Annotated in this window: 14 protein-coding genes; all 14 read left to right on the top strand. The window is 62.2% G+C overall.

Translation table 11 applies throughout. The features are described 5' to 3' along the window. Nucleotides 1-69: 69 nt before the first annotated feature. The 14 genes from KI811_RS11035 to KI811_RS10970 all read left to right on the top strand — a co-directional run bounded on the left by KI811_RS11035 (nucleotide 70) and on the right by KI811_RS10970 (nucleotide 17,705). On the top strand, nucleotides 70-861 hold the full coding sequence (locus tag KI811_RS11035) for a c-type cytochrome (protein WP_214186522.1): 792 nt from the start codon (nucleotides 70-72) through the stop codon (nucleotides 859-861). Further along, entirely contained in the window at nucleotides 862-4,467 is a 3,606-nt protein-coding gene (locus tag KI811_RS11030; RefSeq protein ID WP_214186521.1) for a nitrate reductase subunit alpha, read from the top strand. It begins immediately after the preceding gene. 4 nt (nucleotides 4,468-4,471) lie between these two features. Beyond that, nucleotides 4,472-5,926 carry a nitrate reductase subunit beta gene (gene narH / locus KI811_RS11025; RefSeq protein WP_214186520.1) on the top strand — a complete coding sequence of 485 codons (1,455 nt, stop codon included), beginning with the start codon at nucleotides 4,472-4,474 and terminating at the stop codon, nucleotides 5,924-5,926. Then, nucleotides 5,923-6,540 (top strand): nitrate reductase molybdenum cofactor assembly chaperone, encoded by a 618-nt coding sequence (gene narJ, locus KI811_RS11020; protein ID WP_214186519.1) that lies wholly within the window; start codon nucleotides 5,923-5,925, stop codon nucleotides 6,538-6,540. Before narH ends, narJ begins: the two co-directional genes overlap by 4 nt. Then, on the top strand, nucleotides 6,534-7,229 hold the full coding sequence (narI, locus tag KI811_RS11015; RefSeq protein WP_214186518.1) for a respiratory nitrate reductase subunit gamma: 696 nt from the start codon (nucleotides 6,534-6,536) through the stop codon (nucleotides 7,227-7,229). Before narJ ends, narI begins: the two co-directional genes overlap by 7 nt. Before the next feature lie 21 nt (nucleotides 7,230-7,250). Next, complete coding sequence (locus KI811_RS11010; RefSeq protein WP_214186517.1) at nucleotides 7,251-8,570, top strand: MFS transporter; 1,320 nt, start codon at nucleotides 7,251-7,253, stop codon at nucleotides 8,568-8,570. Nucleotides 8,571-8,600: 30 nt separating this feature from the next. Continuing rightward, a complete protein-coding gene (locus KI811_RS11005) occupies nucleotides 8,601-10,028 on the top strand; it encodes a NarK family nitrate/nitrite MFS transporter (protein ID WP_281415162.1) in 1,428 nt (475 codons plus the stop codon). A 43-nt stretch (nucleotides 10,029-10,071) separates the two neighbouring features. Then, a complete protein-coding gene (locus tag KI811_RS11000) occupies nucleotides 10,072-10,350 on the top strand; it encodes a cytochrome c7 (protein ID WP_214186516.1) in 279 nt (92 codons plus the stop codon). A gap of 19 nt (nucleotides 10,351-10,369) precedes the next feature. Further along, nucleotides 10,370-11,578 carry a molybdopterin molybdotransferase MoeA gene (locus tag KI811_RS10995; protein WP_214186515.1) on the top strand — a complete coding sequence of 403 codons (1,209 nt, stop codon included), beginning with the start codon at nucleotides 10,370-10,372 and terminating at the stop codon, nucleotides 11,576-11,578. A gap of 1 nt (nucleotide 11,579) precedes the next feature. Beyond that, the gene (gene moaA / locus KI811_RS10990; RefSeq protein WP_214186514.1) at nucleotides 11,580-12,560 is read left to right on the top strand and encodes a GTP 3',8-cyclase MoaA; all 981 of its coding nucleotides are present in this window, start codon (nucleotides 11,580-11,582) and stop codon (nucleotides 12,558-12,560) included. A 254-nt stretch (nucleotides 12,561-12,814) separates the two neighbouring features. After that, the gene (locus KI811_RS10985; protein ID WP_214186513.1) at nucleotides 12,815-13,717 is read left to right on the top strand and encodes a protoglobin domain-containing protein; all 903 of its coding nucleotides are present in this window, start codon (nucleotides 12,815-12,817) and stop codon (nucleotides 13,715-13,717) included. A gap of 70 nt (nucleotides 13,718-13,787) precedes the next feature. Further along, on the top strand, nucleotides 13,788-15,167 hold the full coding sequence (locus KI811_RS10980) for a sigma-54 interaction domain-containing protein (RefSeq protein WP_214186512.1): 1,380 nt from the start codon (nucleotides 13,788-13,790) through the stop codon (nucleotides 15,165-15,167). A 162-nt stretch (nucleotides 15,168-15,329) separates the two neighbouring features. Beyond that, on the top strand, nucleotides 15,330-15,530 hold the full coding sequence (locus tag KI811_RS10975; protein ID WP_004512312.1) for a cold-shock protein: 201 nt from the start codon (nucleotides 15,330-15,332) through the stop codon (nucleotides 15,528-15,530). Nucleotides 15,531-16,361: 831 nt separating this feature from the next. After that, the gene (locus KI811_RS10970) at nucleotides 16,362-17,705 is read left to right on the top strand and encodes an OmpA family protein (RefSeq protein ID WP_214186511.1); all 1,344 of its coding nucleotides are present in this window, start codon (nucleotides 16,362-16,364) and stop codon (nucleotides 17,703-17,705) included. Nucleotides 17,706-17,753 lie beyond the last annotated feature (48 nt).

Genomic DNA, 17,753 nt, shown 5'->3' with positions numbered 1-17,753 from the left:
ACTTCACTCAGGCTAATGTGTTGAATTAATTAGATATTGCACACGTATTCACGTAACGGGAGGAACGTCATGGCGAGAGGAATTCTCCGAACAGCAGTCAGCCGCGCATGTCTGGTTCTGGTGCTGTCCATTGCGGCGCACGCGTACGGTGATCCAGGCAAGGACCTGTTCGACAAGCAGTGTTCAGGCTGTCACACCGTCGGCGGCGGCGATTCGGGAGGGCCGGACCTCAAGGGGGTGACCGACAGGAGGTCCGAGGAGTGGCTCGAGTCGATCATCATTCATCCGGATACGATGGCTGCGACCGATCCGGCCCGGAAGGAGCTGATCAAGAAATACGGCTACGAGATGCCGACCCTCGGCATCAGCCATGACGACGCCATTAAAATCATCACCTGGCTCAAGGGCGGGGGGGGCGGCGCCGCCCAGGCGGGCGCCCCGCCGGCGGACGAGCATCCGGAAGTCGTGGTGACGCCGGCACTGGTTGCCAAGGGAAAAGCGCTCTTCACCGGGCAAAAGCCGCTGGCCAATGGGGGAGCGCCGTGCATCGCCTGCCACCGAATCTCGACCCCGGGGATCACCGGAGGGAACCTCGCCGTCTCCAACCTGAGCGCCTCCTACCAGAAGATGGGGGAGAAGGGGATGCGGGGGGCGCTCAAGGCCCTCAAGTTCCCGACCATGAAGAAGATTTACGAGAACCGCCCCCTGACCGATGACGAAGTAACGAGCCTGATCGCCCTGTACAAGGATGCCGCCCTCACTAAGAGCACACCCTCTGCGTCCTTCTTCCCCGCCTACGGCGCGGGGACTTTCGTGGTGTTCCTCGTCGGCTTGACTCTCTACAAAAGGAGGACCAGATAAATGACACAGGAAAGGCTCAAAGACGACCGTTGCGGATGCGACCGCGGCTGGGAGGAGTTCTACCGGAACCGCTGGCAGTACGACAAGGTGGTGCGGAGCACCCATGGGGTGAACTGCACCGGTAGCTGCAGCTGGATGGTCCACGTGAAGGACGGCATCGTGGGCTGGGAGCTCCAGGCCAACGATTATCCCCAGTTCGACGGCACCATCCCCAACCACGAGCCCCGGGGGTGTACCCGGGGGATCAGCTACTCCTGGTACCTCTACAGCCCCCTGCGGGTGAAGTATCCCTACATGCGCGGCGCCCTCATCGATCTCTGGCGCGACGCCCGGAGCCGCCACGAGGACCCGGTGGAGGCCTGGAAGAGCATCGTGGAGAACCCGGAATCCCGCCGAGCCTACGTGAGCAAGCGGGGCACGGGCGGCATGCGCCGGGCTGACTGGGACGAGGTGACCGAGCTGATCGCCGCCTCCTCCATCTACACGGCCAAGAAATACGGCCCGGACCGGGTCATCGGCTTCTCGCCGATCCCGGCCATGTCCATGATCAGCTACGCGGCCGGCACCCGGTTCCTCCAACTCTTCGGCGGGGTCGCCATGAGCTTCTACGACTGGTACTGCGACCTCCCCCCCGCATCGCCCCAGATCTGGGGTGAGCAGACCGACGTGAACGAGTCGGCCGACTGGTACAACGCCTCCTACATCGTCCTCTGCGGCTCCAACGTCCCCATGACCCGGACTCCGGACGCCCACTTCCTCACCGAGGCCCGCTACCGGGGGACCAAGGTGGTGGTCATGTCCCCGGACTACAACATCGCCACCAAGTTCGCCGACAACTGGCTCCCGGTGGAGCAGGGGCACGACGGCGCCTTCTGGATGGCGGTGAACCACGTGATACTCAAGGAGTTCTACGCCGACCGCCAGGTTCCCTTCTTCCAGGAGTACGCCCTGAAGTACACCGACCTCCCGTTCCTCGTGAAGCTCACCCCTGCTTCCCCTCTCCCTCAGGGAGAGGGCCAGGGTGAGGGAATCCTGCGGCAGGGTGAGTTCCTCCGGGCCGCCGAGATGGAGCGGAGCGCCTCCCTTGAGCATGCCGACTGGACCCTCTGCGTGGCCGACGGCGCCGGCACCGTGAAGATTCCCCACGGGAGCCTCGGCACCCGCTGGAGCAAGCAGGAGGGAAAGTGGAACCTGGACATGACCGACCTGGTGGACGGCTCCGCCATCGACTGCCGCCTGAGCCTCATCGGCGGCGAGACGGGGAAGGTCCGCTTCACGTTCGAGGCTGAAGGGGAGAGCATCCGCGAGGTGCCGGTCAGGCGGATCGAGACGAAGAACGGCCCGGTGACCGTGGCCACCGTGTATGACCTCCTCATGGCCCAGTTCGGGGTCTCCCGCGGCCTCGGGGGCGATTACCCCAAGAGCTACGACTCCGACAAGCCCTTCACCCCCAAGTGGCAGGAGAAGTACACCGGCATCGCCGCCGAATCCCTCATCAAGATCGCCCGGGAGTGGGCCGAAAACGGGGAGCAGAGCGGCGGCCGCAACATGATCATCATCGGCGCCGGGGTGAACCACTGGTACCACAACGACCTCATCTACCGGGCCGCCATCACCGCCCTGATCCTGACCGGGAGCGTGGGGCGCAACGGCGCGGGGCTCGCCCACTACGTGGGTCAGGAGAAGGTGGTCCCCCTGGCCCCCTGGACATCCATCGCCATGGCCCAGGACTGGGTGAAGCCGTCGCGGCTCCAGAATACCCCGAGCTTCTGGTACATCCACTCGGACCAGTGGCGCTACGACCGGACCTTCGTGGACTACTTCAAGCCGGAGACCGGCGAGCGGATGCCGCTCCACGCCGCCGACATGAACGCCAAGGCGGCCCGGCTCGGCTGGCTCCCCTTCGCCCCCCACTTCAACGAGAGCCCCTTGCGGCTCGTGGAGTCGGCCAAGGCGGCCGGCGCCCAGACCGACGACGAGATCCGCGCCTGGCTCGTGAATCGCCTGAAGAGCGGCGAGACCCGCTTCGCCATCGAGGACCCGGACGGCCAGGGGAACTCCCCCAAGGTCTGGTTCATCTGGCGGGCCAACGCCATCTCCTCCAGCGCCAAGGGGCACGAGTTCTTCCTGAAGCACGTCATCGGCGCCCCCAATAGCAGCGTGAGCGCCAAGGAGGTTGCCAAGGGGCAGGTGAAGGACCTGGTCTGGCACGACAAGGCCCCCGAAGGGAAGATGGACCTGGTGGTGGACCTCAACTTCCGGATGGACACCTCGACCCTCTACTCGGACATCGTCCTCCCCACGGCCACCTGGTACGAGAAGTCGGACCTGAACACGACGGACATGCACTCCTTCATCAACTGCCTGGACGCCGCCGTGCCGCCGTCCTGGGAGTCGAAATCCGACTGGAAGATCTTCACCCGCATCGCCAAGAAGGTGAGCGAGCTGGCGGTGAAGCACCTCCCCACGCCGGTGAAGGACATCATTGCCGCGCCGCTCCTCCACGACACCCCGGGCGAGATCGCCCAGCGGACCGTGAAGGACTGGAAGCTCGGCGAGTGCGAGCCGATTCCCGGCAAGACCATGCCGAACCTGGCCGTGGTGGAGCGGGACTACGTGAATCTCTACAACCGCTACGTGTCGGTGGGACCCCATATCGGGCACCTCCATGCCCACGGGGTAAGCTGGGAGGCGGACGACGTCCACGAGAAGCTCCTGGAAACCATGCCGACCCGGAGCTGGAACGGCAAGGCGTTCCTTGACATCGAAGACGAAAAGACCGTGGCCGACGTGCTCCTCTCCTTCGCGCCGGAGTCCAACGGCGAGCTGGCCTACCGGGCCTACCAGAACCTGGAGAAGCGGGTCGGCAAGCCCCTGGCCCAAATCGCCGCCGGGAGCCGGGACCTGCGGATCAAGTGGGAGCACGTGACCCAGAAGCCCCAGCGCTACTGCAGCACCCCGGTCTGGAGCGGTCTGGTGAACAACGGGCGCCCCTACGCCCCCTACACCCTGAACGTGGAGTACGACGTGCCGTGGCGCACCCTGTCGGGCCGCCAGTCCCTCTACCTGGACCACCCCTACTACGGCGAGTTCCACGAGGGGCTCCCCACCTTCAAGGGGAGGCTCAACCCGGCGGTCCTGGACGAGACCGAAGGGGAAACGGGGCTCGTACTCAACTTCCTCACCCCCCACGGCAAGTGGAGCATCCACTCCACCTACAGCGACAACCTCCGGATGCTCACCCTGGGGAGAGGGGGACCGGTGGTCTGGCTCAACCACGAGGACGCGGCCGGGGCCGGCATCGAGGACAACGAGGAGATCGAGGTCTACAACTTCAACGGCGTGGTGGTCTCCCGGGCATGTGTCTCCTCCCGGATCCCCAAGGGGGCGGCGGTCATGTACCACGCGCCGGAGCGGACCATCAACATCCAGAAATCGAAGAAGACCGGCAAGCGGGGGGGCGTCCACAACAGCCTCTCCCGCATCCGCCTGAAGCCGACCCTGATGCTCGGGGGCTACGCCCAGTTCAGCTACTACTTCAACTACTGGGGACCGACCGGCGTGAACCGGGACAGCTACGTGGTCGTCAGAAAGCTGAGGGGGTGAGACAATGGATGTCAGAGCACAACTGGTAATGGTGTTCAACCTGGACAAATGCATCGGCTGCCACGCCTGCAGCCTCTCCTGCAAGAACATCTGGACCGACCGCAAGGGCGCCGAATACATGTGGTGGAACAACGTGGAGACGAAACCCGGCGTCGGCTACCCGAAGAAGTGGGAAGACCAGGAGGAGTTCAAGGGTGGCTGGGTCGCCGACGGGCATAACCTGCGGCTCAAGGCCATGGGGAAGGGGCCGACGCTCCTCTCCATGTTCTTCCAGCCCAACATGCCGAAGCTGGAGGACTACTACGAGCCCTTCGACTTCGACTACGGCAACCTCTACGGGGCCAAGGGGGGGGATGACCAGCCGGTGGCCGAGGCCTTTTCCCAGATCACCGGGGAGAAGATGGCCCATATCAAGGCCGGCCCCAACTGGGACGACGACCTCTCCGGCTCCCAGGTCTACGCGGCGGCGGACGTGAACCTGGAGGACAAGAAGATCATCGAGCAGTACAGCACGATGTTCATGCAGTACCTCCCCCGCATCTGCAACCACTGCGCGAACCCCGCCTGTGTCGCCTCCTGCCCCTCCCGGGCCATCTACAAGCGGGGTGAGGACGGGGTGGTCCTGGTGGACCAGGAGGTCTGCAAGGGGTGGCGGTTCTGCACGAGCGCCTGCCCCTACAAGAAGGTCTACTTCAACTGGAACAGCGGCAAGGCGGAGAAGTGCATCTTCTGCTTTCCCCGGACCGAGACCGGCCAGTGCAACGCCTGCGCCCACAGCTGCGTCGGCCGTATCCGCTACGTGGGGGTCCTCCTTTATGACGCCGAGAAGGTGGAGCAGGCGCTCCTCAAGCCCGACAACCAGCTCGTTGAGGCCCACCGGGCCGTGATCCTCGATCCCCGGGACGAGGCGGTCCGGGAAGGCGCCCGGAAGAACGGCGTCCCGGAGCAGTGGCTGGAGGCCGCCGAGAAGTCGCCGGTCTACGCCCTCGTCAAGGAGTTCGGCCTGGCCCTGCCGCTTCACCCCGAGTTCCGGACCATGCCCATGGCCTACTACATCCCGTCCCTCTCGCCGGTTCTTTCCGCCGGGGGCGAGCTTCACCAGCTGGTGGAGCACGGCACCATCCCGAGCCGGGAGGCCCTGCGGGCCCCCATCGGGTACCTGGCGAGCCTCTTCGGCGGCGGCAACCGGGACGTGGTGGCGGCGGCCCTGGAGAAGCTCATCGCCCTTCGCATCCACATGCGGGCCAAGAACCTCGACCAGCCCACGGACGAGGCGAGCCTCGGGAAGGCAGGGCTCGACGAGGCAGGGGCGAAACGTCTCTACCGTCTCTTCACCATCGGCGGTTACAACGAGCGGAACATCATTCCGCCCCAGCAGCGGGAAGAGCTCGACTCCCACACCCGCAAGGGGGCCAGCGGCTTCGGCATTCTCAAGAAGACGGGGAGGGGGAGACGATGACTGCGGATATCTATTCATCCCTGGCCCGGATGCTCGACTATCCCCAGGAGAAAAAGAGCCTCCTGTGGGCCATTGGCACCGTCCAGGGGTATCTGGCCGGAGAGGGGCTGGAGTGCCCCCTCGACACCTTCGGGGAGTTCGTGGCCGCATCGACCCTGGCGGAGCTCCAGGAGGAATACGTGGCGACCTTCGATTTCAACCCGGCGGTCGCCCCCTATCTGGGGCACCACCTCTTCGGCGACAACCAGAAGAAGGGGGCGTATCTCATCACCCTGAAGGGGGAGTATGGCCGCCACGGCTACACCCCCCTCGGCAACGAGCTTCCCGATCATCTCCCCGTCATCCTCTGGTTCCTGGCCCATCTGGTCCGGGGCGGGGAGGACAACGCACGGAGATCGTTCATCGACCGGCACGTGCTGCCGGGGGTCGAGAAACTCTGTGACAGCTTTGCGGCATCCCGCCGGGATTCCCCCTGGCGGCCCGCGGTCGAGGCCGTCCGCCTCATCTGCGGCGAGGACTCCGCCCGGGGAGAGCACCCCGCGGACTGTGGCGATGGCGTTCTTGAAAAAAACCGCCTGAAAACGGCTGCGCATCCGGAGGTGAGCCCATGCTGAACACCGTGCTGAATACCTTTATCTTTGTGGCCCTTCCCTATGTGGCCCTGGCGATGCTCATCGTCGTCACCCCCTACCGCTATTACTCGAACCGTCTCACCTGGTCGGCTTACTCCACCCAGTTCCTGGAGCGGAAGACCCTTTTCTGGGGGGCCAACCCCTGGCACTACGGGATCATCCCCATTATCCTGGCCCACGGCCTTGGCGTTGTGGCCCCCGGCGCCATGAAGTCGCTGTTGGGGAACGTGGAGGTCCTGGTCTTCCTGGAGAGCGTGGGGCTCGGCCTGGGGCTCTTCGCGCTCTTCGGCTGCGTGGTGCTCCTGCTGCGCCGCGTCAACGCTCCCATGCTGAAGCGCGTAACCTATCCCGCCGACTGGGTGCTCCTCATCCTGCTGACCTTCCAGACGGCCACCGGGGTCTACATCAGCCTCTTCATGCGCTGGGGCTCCCAGTGGTACCTCCACACGGCGGTTCCCTACCTCTATTCGCTCCTCTACTTCAACCCCAAGGTGGAGTACCTGGCCGACTTCCCCCTTATCCTCAAGCTGCACGCGGCAGGGGCATTCCTGATCGTGGCGCTCCTGCCGTTCACCAAGCTGGTCCACCTCCTCTACTGGCCCCTCGATTTTCTCAAGGATCCACCCATCCTCTACCGCTGGCGCTCCCGGCCCGAGGGGAAGGTGGAGTAACGGCATTTCAAGGAGAACGCCATGGAAAGGCATGAGCATGAGACGGCAACGGCGGCAACGTGGGGGACCCAGGTCAGGACGCGCGCCATGGCGACCCACCGGCACAAGCAGCTATCGGTCCTGACGATGAACACTTTTGCCTTCACCGTCTGCTTCGCGGTGTGGGTGATGTTCTCCATCATCGGCATTCCGATCAAGGCCGCCCTGGGGCTGAACGAGACCCAGTTCGGCATCCTGGCCGCAACCCCCATCCTTTCCGGCTCCCTGATCCGGCTGCCGCTCGGGATGTGGACCGACAAGTACGGCGGGCGGATCGTCTTCTTCATCCTGATGCTCTGCACCATCGTCCCCATCTACCTGGTGAGCGCCGCCACGGCTTACTGGCACTTCCTCCTCCTGGGGCTCTTCATCGGCCTTGCGGGCGGCGCCTTCTCGGTGGGGATCAGCTACACCGCCCGCTGGTTCACGAAGCAGCGGCAGGGGTTCGCCATGGGAATCTTCGGCGCCGGCAACGCGGGGGCCGCGGTCACCAAGTTCCTGGCCCCCTCCCTGGTCGTGGCCTACGGGTGGCAGATGGTCCCCAAGGTCTACGCCGCGGCCATGCTCGTGACGGCCATCCTGTTCTGGGCATTCACCTTCTCCGAGCACAGCCACAAGGTCAGCACCTCCGTCACCATCAGGGACCAGCTGGCGGCCCTCAAGGACCCGAAGGTCTGGCGCTACTGCCAGTACTACGCCATCGTCTTCGGCGGCTACGTGGGGCTCTCCCTCTGGATGACCAAGTACTACATCAACGAGTACGGGTTCGACATCCGGACCGCTGCCCTGGTGGCCGCCATCTTCGTCCTCCCCTCCGGCGTGATCCGCGCCCTGGGGGGGTGGCTGTCGGACCGGTTCGGCGCCCACACCGTCACCTGCTGGGTCATGTGGATCTCCGGCGGATGTCTCCTCCTCCTCTCGATCCCCCACTTCGATGTGGTGGTCACCACGGTGAACGGCCCCGTGTCGCGCCACGTGGGGCTCAACGTGTGGGTCTTCACCTCCCTTCTCTTCGTTGTCGGCATCGCCTGGGGGTTCGGCAAGGCATCGGTGTTCAAGCACATCTCCGATGAATACCCCCACAACATCGGCGTGATCTCCGGCATCGTAGGGCTCATCGGCGGACTCGGCGGGTTCCTCCTCCCCATCATGTTCGGCGCCCTGGTGGACCTGACCGGTGTCCGGAGCACCGCCTTCATGCTCCTGTACGGCTCCACGTGCGTCTCGCTGTTCTGGATGTACCTGGCCCTGAAGAAGGAAAAAGTTCATCACAAACTGAAGACGGCAGACATTCTTGAATAACCAGCCAATTCCCATGGAAGGAGAAAAACGATGCCAACGGACGTAATGACAAGGATGGAAACGAAAAAGAATGGGTCATCCCGCGTATTGACGGAATGGAACCCGGAAGACAAGCACTTCTGGGAGACCAAGGGAAAGGCCATCGCCACCCGCAACCTGTGGATCTCGATCCCGGCCCTTTTCCTGGCCTTTGCGGTCTGGATGGTCTGGAGCGTGGTCTGCGTGAACCTCCCCAACATCGGCTTCAAGTACGACACCAACAAGCTCTTCTGGCTGACGGCGCTGCCGGGGCTGGCGGGGGCGACGCTCCGCATCTTTTACTCCTTCATGGTCCCCATCTTCGGGGGGCGCCGGTGGACCGCCATCAGCACCGCATCGCTCCTGATTCCCGCCATCGGAATCGGCTTTGCCGTGAGGGACCCCTCCACGAGCTATTCGACCATGCTGATCCTGGCGGTCCTGTGCGGCTTCGGCGGCGGCAACTTCGCCTCCAGCATGGCAAACATCAGCTTCTTCTATCCCAAGGCCCTGAAGGGGACCGCCCTGGGGCTCAACGCCGGCCTCGGCAACCTGGGGGTGAGCGCCATGCAGTTCCTCGTGCCGCTGGTCATCTCCACCGGCATGTTCGCCGCCCTCTGCGGCGATCCCCAACAGTGCGTCATCAACGGGGTGACCAAGCCCATGTGGCTCCAGAATGCCGGCTTCATCTGGGTGCCGTTCATCGCCGTCTCGGCCCTGGCCGCCTGGTTCGGCATGAACGACATCGCCAGCGCCAAGGCATCCTTCAAGGATCAGGCGATCATCTTCAGGCGCAAGCATAACTGGCTCATGTGCATCCTCTACCTCGGGACCTTCGGTTCGTTCATCGGCTACTCGGCGGGGCTGCCGCTCCTGACCAAGTCCCAGTTCCCCGGCATCAACCCGATCAAGTATGCCTTCCTCGGACCGCTCGTGGGCGCTCTGATCCGCCCCGTGGGAGGTTGGCTGGCCGACAAGCTCGGCGGAGCGCGGGTCACCTTCTGGAACTTCATCATCATGGCGGCTGCCGTGTTCGGCGTACTCTCCTTCCTCCCCCATGGCGGAGTCGGCGGCAACTTCTGGGGATTCCTCGCCATGTTCATCCTCCTTTTCGCCACCACCGGCGTCGGCAACGGTTCCACCTTCCGGATGATTCCGGTGATCTTCCTGACCGAGCGGCAGCGGGACGCGGCAGGCAAGGGGGCGGCGGCCGAGGAGCAGGCGGTGAAGGACGCCAACAAGGAAGCGGCCGCCGTCCTCGGTTTCACCTCGGCGTTCGCGGCCTACGGCGGGTTCTTCATCCCCAAGAGCTTCGGCACCTCCATTGCCGCCACCGGCGGCCCCCAGGCGGCCCTTTACGGGTTCGTGGCCTTCTACGCGACCTGCATCCTTCTCACCTGGTGGTACTATTCGCGTAAGAACGCCGAAGTCCCCTGCTAATGTCGTTTCGCAACAGGCATCCAACCAACAAAAGGAGAACACTGTGAAAAAAACAGCTATCACCATCGCCTTCGTCGCCACTTCCGCCTTTGCCGCACATGCTTTCGCCGCCGACGTGTTTGAATTCCCCGCATCCATGGGTAAGGTGACATTCCCCCATAAAAAGCATCAGGAGATGCTTAAGGACTGCAAGAAGTGTCACGAAAACGGACCGGGCAAGATAAAGGGGTTTGGCAAGGACTGGGCCCACAAGACCTGCAAGGGGTGCCATACTGAATTGAAGAAAGGCCCGGTCGGCTGCACGGACTGCCATAAGAAGTAATAGTTCAAGAGGTGATGCCATGATCTCCATTGAAGAAGCGCAACAGATCATCCTTTCCCATACGGGGCTTCTGGGAACCGAGGAGGTCCCCCTGTTGCACGCGCTTCACCGGGTGATCGCGGAGGATGTCCACGCTCCGTGGGATATTCCCGCCGCCGACCATTCGGCCATGGATGGCTACACCTTTGCCTACGATGACGTGCAGGGGGGAAGCCTCGAGGTCTGCGGCTTCCTCCCCGCCGGCATGGCACCGACGGAGCCGGTCTCCCCCGGCTGCGCCATGAAAATCATGACCGGCGCCCCCATTCCCCCCGGTTGCGATACCGTTGTTCCCGTGGAGGATGTGCTGGAGGAAGGCACAACCATTCGCCTGCGGGGGATGGTCAAGCGGGGCGACCATATCCGCTGCCGTGGCGAGGAGGTGAACGCCGGTGATCTGGTCGTTGTTTCCGGAAGCCTCTTGCGCCCCCCGGAGATCGGCATCCTCTCTTCTCTGGGGAAGACGACAGCCACCGTGTTCCGCAAGGCCCGCGTCGCGGTCCTCTCCACCGGCGACGAGCTGCTGCAGCCCGGCTCCATCCCGGAGCCGGGCAAGATCATCAACAGCAACAGCACCAGCATTGCCGCCCAGCTTCTGGAGGCGGGGGCCGAGCCGCTCATGCTCGGCATCGCCCGGGATGATCTGGAGACTACCCGTCGCAAGATCAGCGACGGGCTTCAGGCCGATCTCCTCGTCACCACCGGCGGCGTGTCGGTGGGGGACAGGGACTTTGTCCGCGAGGCGCTCCTGGACCTGGGGGGAGAGATCAAATTCTGGAAGGTGGCCATGAAGCCGGGGAAACCGGTGGCCTTTGCCATGGTCCGGGGGAAACCGGTCTTTGCCCTGCCGGGGAACCCGGTGGCGGCCATGGTCGCCTTCGAGCAGTTCGTCCGTCCAGCCCTCCTGACGATGATGGGGCACGCCCGCATCCTTCGGCCCGTGGTCCGGGGGACCCTGGAGGAGGCCATCAGGAACCGGGGAGGGAGGCCCCACTTTGTGCGGGTGTCGGTTCGCCTCGAGGAGGGACGCTACCGGCTGGCCTCCACCGGCGACCAGGGCTCGGCGCGGCTTTCATCCCTCACCAGCGGCAACGGGCTTGTGAAACTTCCTCCCGACGCCGCCATCGTCGCCGGCAGCGAGGTGGAGGTGCAGCTTCTGGACCGCCACTTCGAGATGGGGCACCCGTAAGATGGAACTGATCGACACCTATGGACGGCGGATCACCTACCTGCGCCTCTCGGTGACCGACCGCTGCAACCTCCGCTGCCGCTATTGCATGCCGGCCGGGGGGGTGGAGAAACTCGGCCATGGCGACATCCTGAGCTACGAGGATCTCTTTCGGATCGCCCGGGCCGCCGTTGCTGTGGGGATCGAGAAGATCCGGGTGACGGGCGGGGAGCCCCTGGTGCGGAAGGGGATCGTCCCGTTCCTTGCCCGGCTCGCAAAACTCCCGGGGCTTCGGGAGCTGGTCCTCACCACCAACGGCTTCCTTCTGCCGGAGATGGCAGGGGAACTGCGCCGGGCCGGGGTACAGCGGCTCAACGTTAGCCTCGATTCGTTCCGCCCCGGCACGTTCCGGGCCATCACACGAGGTGGCGATGTGTGGCAGGTGCTTGCCGGGATCGCCGCCGCGGAGGCGGCCGGGTTTCCGCCCCCCAAGATCAACATGGTGGTGATGCGGGGGGTGAATGACGACGAGGTGCTTGACTTCGCGCGGCTCACCATCGAGCATCCCTACGCGGTCCGCTTCATCGAGTCCATGCCGGCCACGAGGGAGAAAAACTGGCAGAATCTGACCGTCACGGGGGAGGAAATCCTTGAACGGATAGGGACGCAGTTCCCCCTGGAGCCGGTGGAGAAGGGGAGCCTGGCGGGGCCATCCCGGGATTTCCGCCTGAGGGGGGCTGCCGGCACCATCGGAATCATCACGGCCCTCTCCGGTCATTTCTGCGCCGACTGCAACCGGATTCGGGTCACCTCAACCGGCATGGCAAAGTCGTGCCTCTTTTCCGACGGCGGAATCGACCTCAAGCCCTTTCTGGGGCGCGAAGGTCCGAGGCCCCTGGTCGAGGCTCTCCGGCACCTTGCCTGCGCAAAGCCGGCGTGTCACGGCATGTCGATGGAGAGGGCCGAGCACCAGGCCTTTGCCATGGCGGCGGTGGGCGGGTAGGGTACGTCCGCGGCCCGGCTCCGTCTCTCCCTCCTGGAACCTGTTCCTTTCGAGTACACCTTCAGTACGTTGTGACGCCGCGGCGGCCGCTGCTCTTCCTTTGGGCCGCGCCTTCGCCATGGTCACTATCTTCCAACCCGCTCCCCCACAATCGCGCTCATGATTCGGGAAAATGTATTAAAGGCGTGTATAATAACCATAACGATTTTCAGGGGAATAAGGGGGGCTTCTCGCCACTGTCCGGAGCGATTTCTATGTATTCCATGCAGGAAATCAAAGCGCATTACCTGTTCAGCGACGAAGATGCCGAAACGCTGAAGTCGCTGTTCCCCATAGCCCAGGCAAACCGGGAGCTGATGATCGAGGACTTTTACGACTATCTCCTCGGCATTCCGGAAACGGCTACGTTTCTTCAGGACGACACGGTCCTCCAGCGGCTCAAGCTGAGCCACGGCGGATGGTTCGTCAACCTCTTCCGGGGCGTTTACGACAACCAGTACCTGCACGATCTCCAACGGGTCGGCCACGTCCATGTCAAGATCGGGCTCAACGCCCACTTCGTGAACGCGGCCATGCAGAAGGTGCGGCGTTTTGCGGTCGGCATGATCAGGGAGAACTTTCCCGACCGGGACGAGCGGCGGAAGAAAACAGAGGCGGTGGAAAAGATTCTCGACATCAACCTCGACATCATGACGGCCTCCTACATCGAGGAGGAACTGAAGAAGGTCTTTATTTCCAAACGGCTGGAATCGCTGCTGGTCAGGGCAACGGAGCGTTTCACCTACGGCCTCAACCTGATCCTGGTGCTCGCCCTGGTCGGCGTGTCCCTTTCGGTCGTTGGTCTGTTTTTCTGGGAGATATTTCATGTCTTCAGGGGCTCCGTCGAGAAAGGGATCCTGAGCGCCCTCGGTACGCTCCTCATCCTCTGGATGATGATCGAGCTCATGGACAACGAGATCAAGACCCTGAAAGGGGGGCGCTTCAACATCCAGGTGTTCATCGGCGTGGTCATCGTAGCCATTATCCGGGAAATCCTGATTTCGACGCTCCGTCACGACCCCCTGGAGACCCAGGTCTTCCTGGCCGGGACGCTGATGGTCCTGGGAGTCGTGTACTACCTGGTCGCCCGAAGCCAGCAGATATCGCCCATACGCTGAGTGGGGAGCGGGAAGACTGCGAAACCATATTTATGCTACTCTTTGAAATACAATGACGTGAGGGTGAGCCATGGGGAGTGAAAAAGGAATTGTTGATCCCGCTGTGTACCGGGCGATTCTGGCAAGTATGGGGGATGGGATCGTCTTCCTGGATACGGAGGACTGTTTCGCCTACATCAACGCGGCCGCAGAGAAGATCCGCGGCATCCGGGCGGAAAACTACCTTGGGCGCCATATCCTTTCCATCTTCGGCACCCATTCCAACCATACGTCCGAGCGGGTGCGCAAGCTGCTGGCCGCGCTCAGGAGCGGCGTGCTCCCCTTTCATGTCCATGTCATCGAGACGAGGGGGAGGATTTTCGAGAACAGCTATTACCCCATCCGCGATAAGGGAGGCAACTATCTCGGAACCCTGATGATGAGTCGCGATATCACCGAAAAGGAGCGACTCAAGGCGGAAAACCTCACCCTCCGCGAGCAGGTGCTGTCGGAGTTCGGTTGCTGCGACCTGGTGGGCTCCAGCGATGTCATGCGCCCCATCTTCCAGATCATCAATGCCGCCGCTGCCGTCGACTCCACCATCCTGATCACCGGCGAGAGCGGCACCGGCAAGGAACTGGTGGCGCGGGCCGTCCACCAGCACAGCGCGCGCAAGGATCTCCCCATGATAAAGGTCAACTGCGCGGCCCTCCCCGATACCCTCCTGGAATCGGAGCTCTTCGGCCATGAAAAGGGCGCGTTTACCGGTGCCATCAAGGAGCGCAAGGGGAAATTCGAGCAGGCCCACGGGGGGACCATCTTCCTCGACGAGATCGCGGAGATGCCCCTGGCGGCCCAGGCCAAGCTGCTCAGGGTGCTGCAGGAGAGGACCGTGGAGCGCCTGGGAAGCACCCGGGAGATAAGGGTGGACGTGCGGATCATCGCCGCCACCAACCGTGACCTACGCCGGGAGGTGACGGCGGGGCGGTTTCGGGAAGACCTCTTCTATCGCCTCAACGTCATCCCGATCCATATCCCCCCCCTGCGGGAGCGGACCGAGGATATCCTCGCCCTGGCCCGGCAGTTCCTCAACCGGTTCGCCGAGAAGATGCACAAGCCGGTCATGGAAATCGCCCCGGAGGCCCAGAAGGCCCTCCTTGAATACAGCTATCCGGGCAATGTCAGGGAGCTGGAAAATGCCGTCGAGCGGGCCGTTGCCCTCTCCCTTGGCAGCAATCTGCGCCTCGGGGATCTCCCGTCGGAGTTCACCGCTCCGCGCCCAGCCGGCGCTCAACCGCTTTCTCAGCCAGCCAGTCCCGCTTCCCTGGCCGATAGTGTTCATTCCATGGAAAAAAACGCTATCGAAGAGGCCTTGCGCTCCACTGGCAACAAGAAGGGAGATGCCGCTCGACTCCTCGGCATCTCCCGTAAAACCCTGTGGGAAAAAATGAAACAACTGGGGGTTACATAACGGAAGTGGATGGTATGGGGTCCGGAGGCTTCCATGGCATCGGGAAATATTTTTTCTTTGTGAAAATTATTCGTGGACTTTTAGGTGGAAAAGCTGGTAGGGTGTCCTATGTCCGTGGATATACCCGGACGAACTAACACAGCAGCAGGAGAAAGAAAGAACATGGCAAACGGTACGGTAAAGTGGTTCAACGACAGCAAGGGGTTTGGTTTTCTTGAGCAGGAGAACGGCGAGGACGTATTCGTCCACTTCTCGGCCATCAACGGCGACGGTTTCAAATCCCTTACTGAGGGTGATAGGGTAACGTTCGACGTCGTCAAGGGCCCGAAAGGCCTGCAGGCGGCCAACGTAACCAGGGTGTAACTGATACGAACCCTGCGAAACGAAGAAGGCCCCGGAGCAATCCGGGGCTTTTTTGTTTTTTCGCTTCAACAGGTTTCCTCCTCCCCCAAATCTCCTCGTGAAAGTATCATTCCTTCCATGAACAGGCTCGTGTCACTCCTTCTTATCGCTTTCGTCGTATCCCTTGTCTCATTCGGGACTTGGCAGCTATTTCTCGGCAATTTCGAGGCAGCTTTCTCTTCCGCTCCCTTCCTGCTGATCGTCTATCTGTTTCTCGGGCCGCGGCGTAAATAGGCCTTTCACCTGAGGCTCGTGCACAACTATTGCGGGGCTGTTGTCGCTCCCCGTTTTTCTCTGTTTCGGAGCGATTTGCATAATCCCGGAAATGGTCCGGGCGTGAGGTTGTCCTTGACTTCGATTCCCTGTCCAGTGTAAAGAGTATCCCATTAATTTTTGTATAATCGTGTAATGGGTTCCAGGGAGGGGACCACCTTTCCTTGTACAGAGCGACCCCGCCGGTATCTAGCCGGGGGGTGTTTTCGTTTGTGATCTCTCGCAGTCGCTTTGGTAAGCCATCGAGCACAGGGTCCTATTCGGTATTCAGGCGTTGGGGCGTGCATGACGCAGAGAGTTGAAGAGAATTTGCAGGCTCATACCTAATTGAAATTTCAAGGTTAGTGCTGCTTTGTTCAATAAAGATGTCACATAGATTTGAGTTCAATAATTGACTTTTCGATAAAAGCTTTTATCATGTCGTTCAAACTAATTAAATGATCTCCAGTTTGCTTGCCTATTGAGAGAAAAAAGGTGTTGCATCCGCGAGGTATGAATTCAACGTCAAGGAGGTATGGAATGAAGAAGCAAGTAGCAATTACCGTTGCCGCGGCGTGTCTGGCATTCACCGCTACCGCCCACAGTGAGAGCAACATCAAAGAAGGTGCTGTATCGGTAAGCCCCTTCGGAGGGTACACGTTCTTTGATCGTGACTCAGATCTGAAGAGCAGGCCCACCGGCGGACTCAGGCTTGGCTACAACTTCACCGAGAACGTGGCAGTCGAGGCTTCGGGCGCCTACACCGACACCAAGTACGATAATGGGAATGGAAGCTCCAATGTCTATCGTTACGGTGCTGAGCTTCTCTATCACTTCTTTCCCCAATCGCGGGTGGTGCCCTTTGTTGCAGCGGGTCTCGGCGGCGTTACCTATGAAGGCCGTGAAGGTGTTCCCAATGCCGACCGCTCCGACGAAATGGTCTCCGCTGGCGGTGGCCTGAAACTATTCCTCGCGGACCGTATTGCACTCCGTGCCGATGGCCGGAATATTTTTTCCTTCAATGACGAACTGAATCACCAGGAAGTCACTGCCGGCCTCGATTTCCAGTTCGGCGGCGGCAAGCCTGCGCCGGCACCGGTCAAGGCCGAACCGAAGCCCGAGCCCAAGCCCGAGCCCAAAAAAGTTGTGGCTGCAGCGCCCCTCGACAGTGACGGCGATGGCGTACCCGACAATCTGGACAAGTGCCCCGGTACCCCGGCCGGCGTGAAGGTGGATAGCGTCGGCTGTCCGCTGGACACGGACGGTGACGGCGTACCCGACTACCTGGACAAGTGCCCCGGCACCCCGGCCGGCGTGAAGGTCGACAGCAATGGCTGTCCGTTGGACACGGACGGTGACGGCGTACCCGACTACCTGGACAAGTGCCCCGACACCCCGGCCGGCGTGAAGGTCGACAGCGTCGGTTGCCCGCTGGATACGGACGGTGACGGTGTGCCCGACTACCTGGACAAGTGTCCCGACACGCCGAAAAATGCCGCAGTCGACAAGAACGGCTGCCCGGAGAAGGTCTGCATCACCCTGAAGGTTGAGTTTGACTTCGATAAGGCCAACATCAAGCCCGAGTTCCGCGATGAGATCAAGAGAGTGGCCGATTTCCTCAAAGAGTATCCCGATGCCACTGCGGTGATCGAAGGGCATACCGACAGCAAAGGGAGTGCGAAGTACAACCAGAAGCTCTCCGAGCGCAGGGCCAAGGCCGTCATGAAGAACCTGGTCGACGCATATGGAATCTCCGCCAAGCGTCTTTCTGCCAAGGGATATGGCGAGGCCAAGCCGATTGCTGACAACGCCACCGAAGAAGGGCGCCAGAAGAACCGCCGCGTAGTGGCCAACATCGACTGCGGGCTGAAGAAGCGCAAGTAACCGTAACAGTAACACTTGACGTCATCACAAAAAAACGCACTGCTTTCG

The organism is Geobacter hydrogenophilus (genome assembly GCF_018501225.1).
Lineage (GTDB): Bacteria > Desulfobacterota > Desulfuromonadia > Geobacterales > Geobacteraceae > Geobacter > Geobacter hydrogenophilus.
This window is presented reverse-complemented; position numbering and strand designations above follow the sequence as displayed.

Coding starts and splice junctions, on each gene's coding strand:
- KI811_RS11035 (WP_214186522.1), top strand. CDS start 70: ATGGCGAGAGGAATTCTCCGAACAGCAGTCAGCCGCGCATGTCTGGTT.
- KI811_RS11030 (WP_214186521.1), top strand. CDS start 862: ATGACACAGGAAAGGCTCAAAGACGACCGTTGCGGATGCGACCGCGGC.
- narH (WP_214186520.1), top strand. CDS start 4,472: ATGGATGTCAGAGCACAACTGGTAATGGTGTTCAACCTGGACAAATGC.
- narJ (WP_214186519.1), top strand. CDS start 5,923: ATGACTGCGGATATCTATTCATCCCTGGCCCGGATGCTCGACTATCCC.
- narI (WP_214186518.1), top strand. CDS start 6,534: ATGCTGAACACCGTGCTGAATACCTTTATCTTTGTGGCCCTTCCCTAT.
- KI811_RS11010 (WP_214186517.1), top strand. CDS start 7,251: ATGGAAAGGCATGAGCATGAGACGGCAACGGCGGCAACGTGGGGGACC.
- KI811_RS11005 (WP_281415162.1), top strand. CDS start 8,601: ATGCCAACGGACGTAATGACAAGGATGGAAACGAAAAAGAATGGGTCA.
- KI811_RS10995 (WP_214186515.1), top strand. CDS start 10,370: ATGATCTCCATTGAAGAAGCGCAACAGATCATCCTTTCCCATACGGGG.
- moaA (WP_214186514.1), top strand. CDS start 11,580: ATGGAACTGATCGACACCTATGGACGGCGGATCACCTACCTGCGCCTC.
- KI811_RS10985 (WP_214186513.1), top strand. CDS start 12,815: ATGTATTCCATGCAGGAAATCAAAGCGCATTACCTGTTCAGCGACGAA.
- KI811_RS10980 (WP_214186512.1), top strand. CDS start 13,788: ATGGGGAGTGAAAAAGGAATTGTTGATCCCGCTGTGTACCGGGCGATT.
- KI811_RS10975 (WP_004512312.1), top strand. CDS start 15,330: ATGGCAAACGGTACGGTAAAGTGGTTCAACGACAGCAAGGGGTTTGGT.
- KI811_RS10970 (WP_214186511.1), top strand. CDS start 16,362: ATGAAGAAGCAAGTAGCAATTACCGTTGCCGCGGCGTGTCTGGCATTC.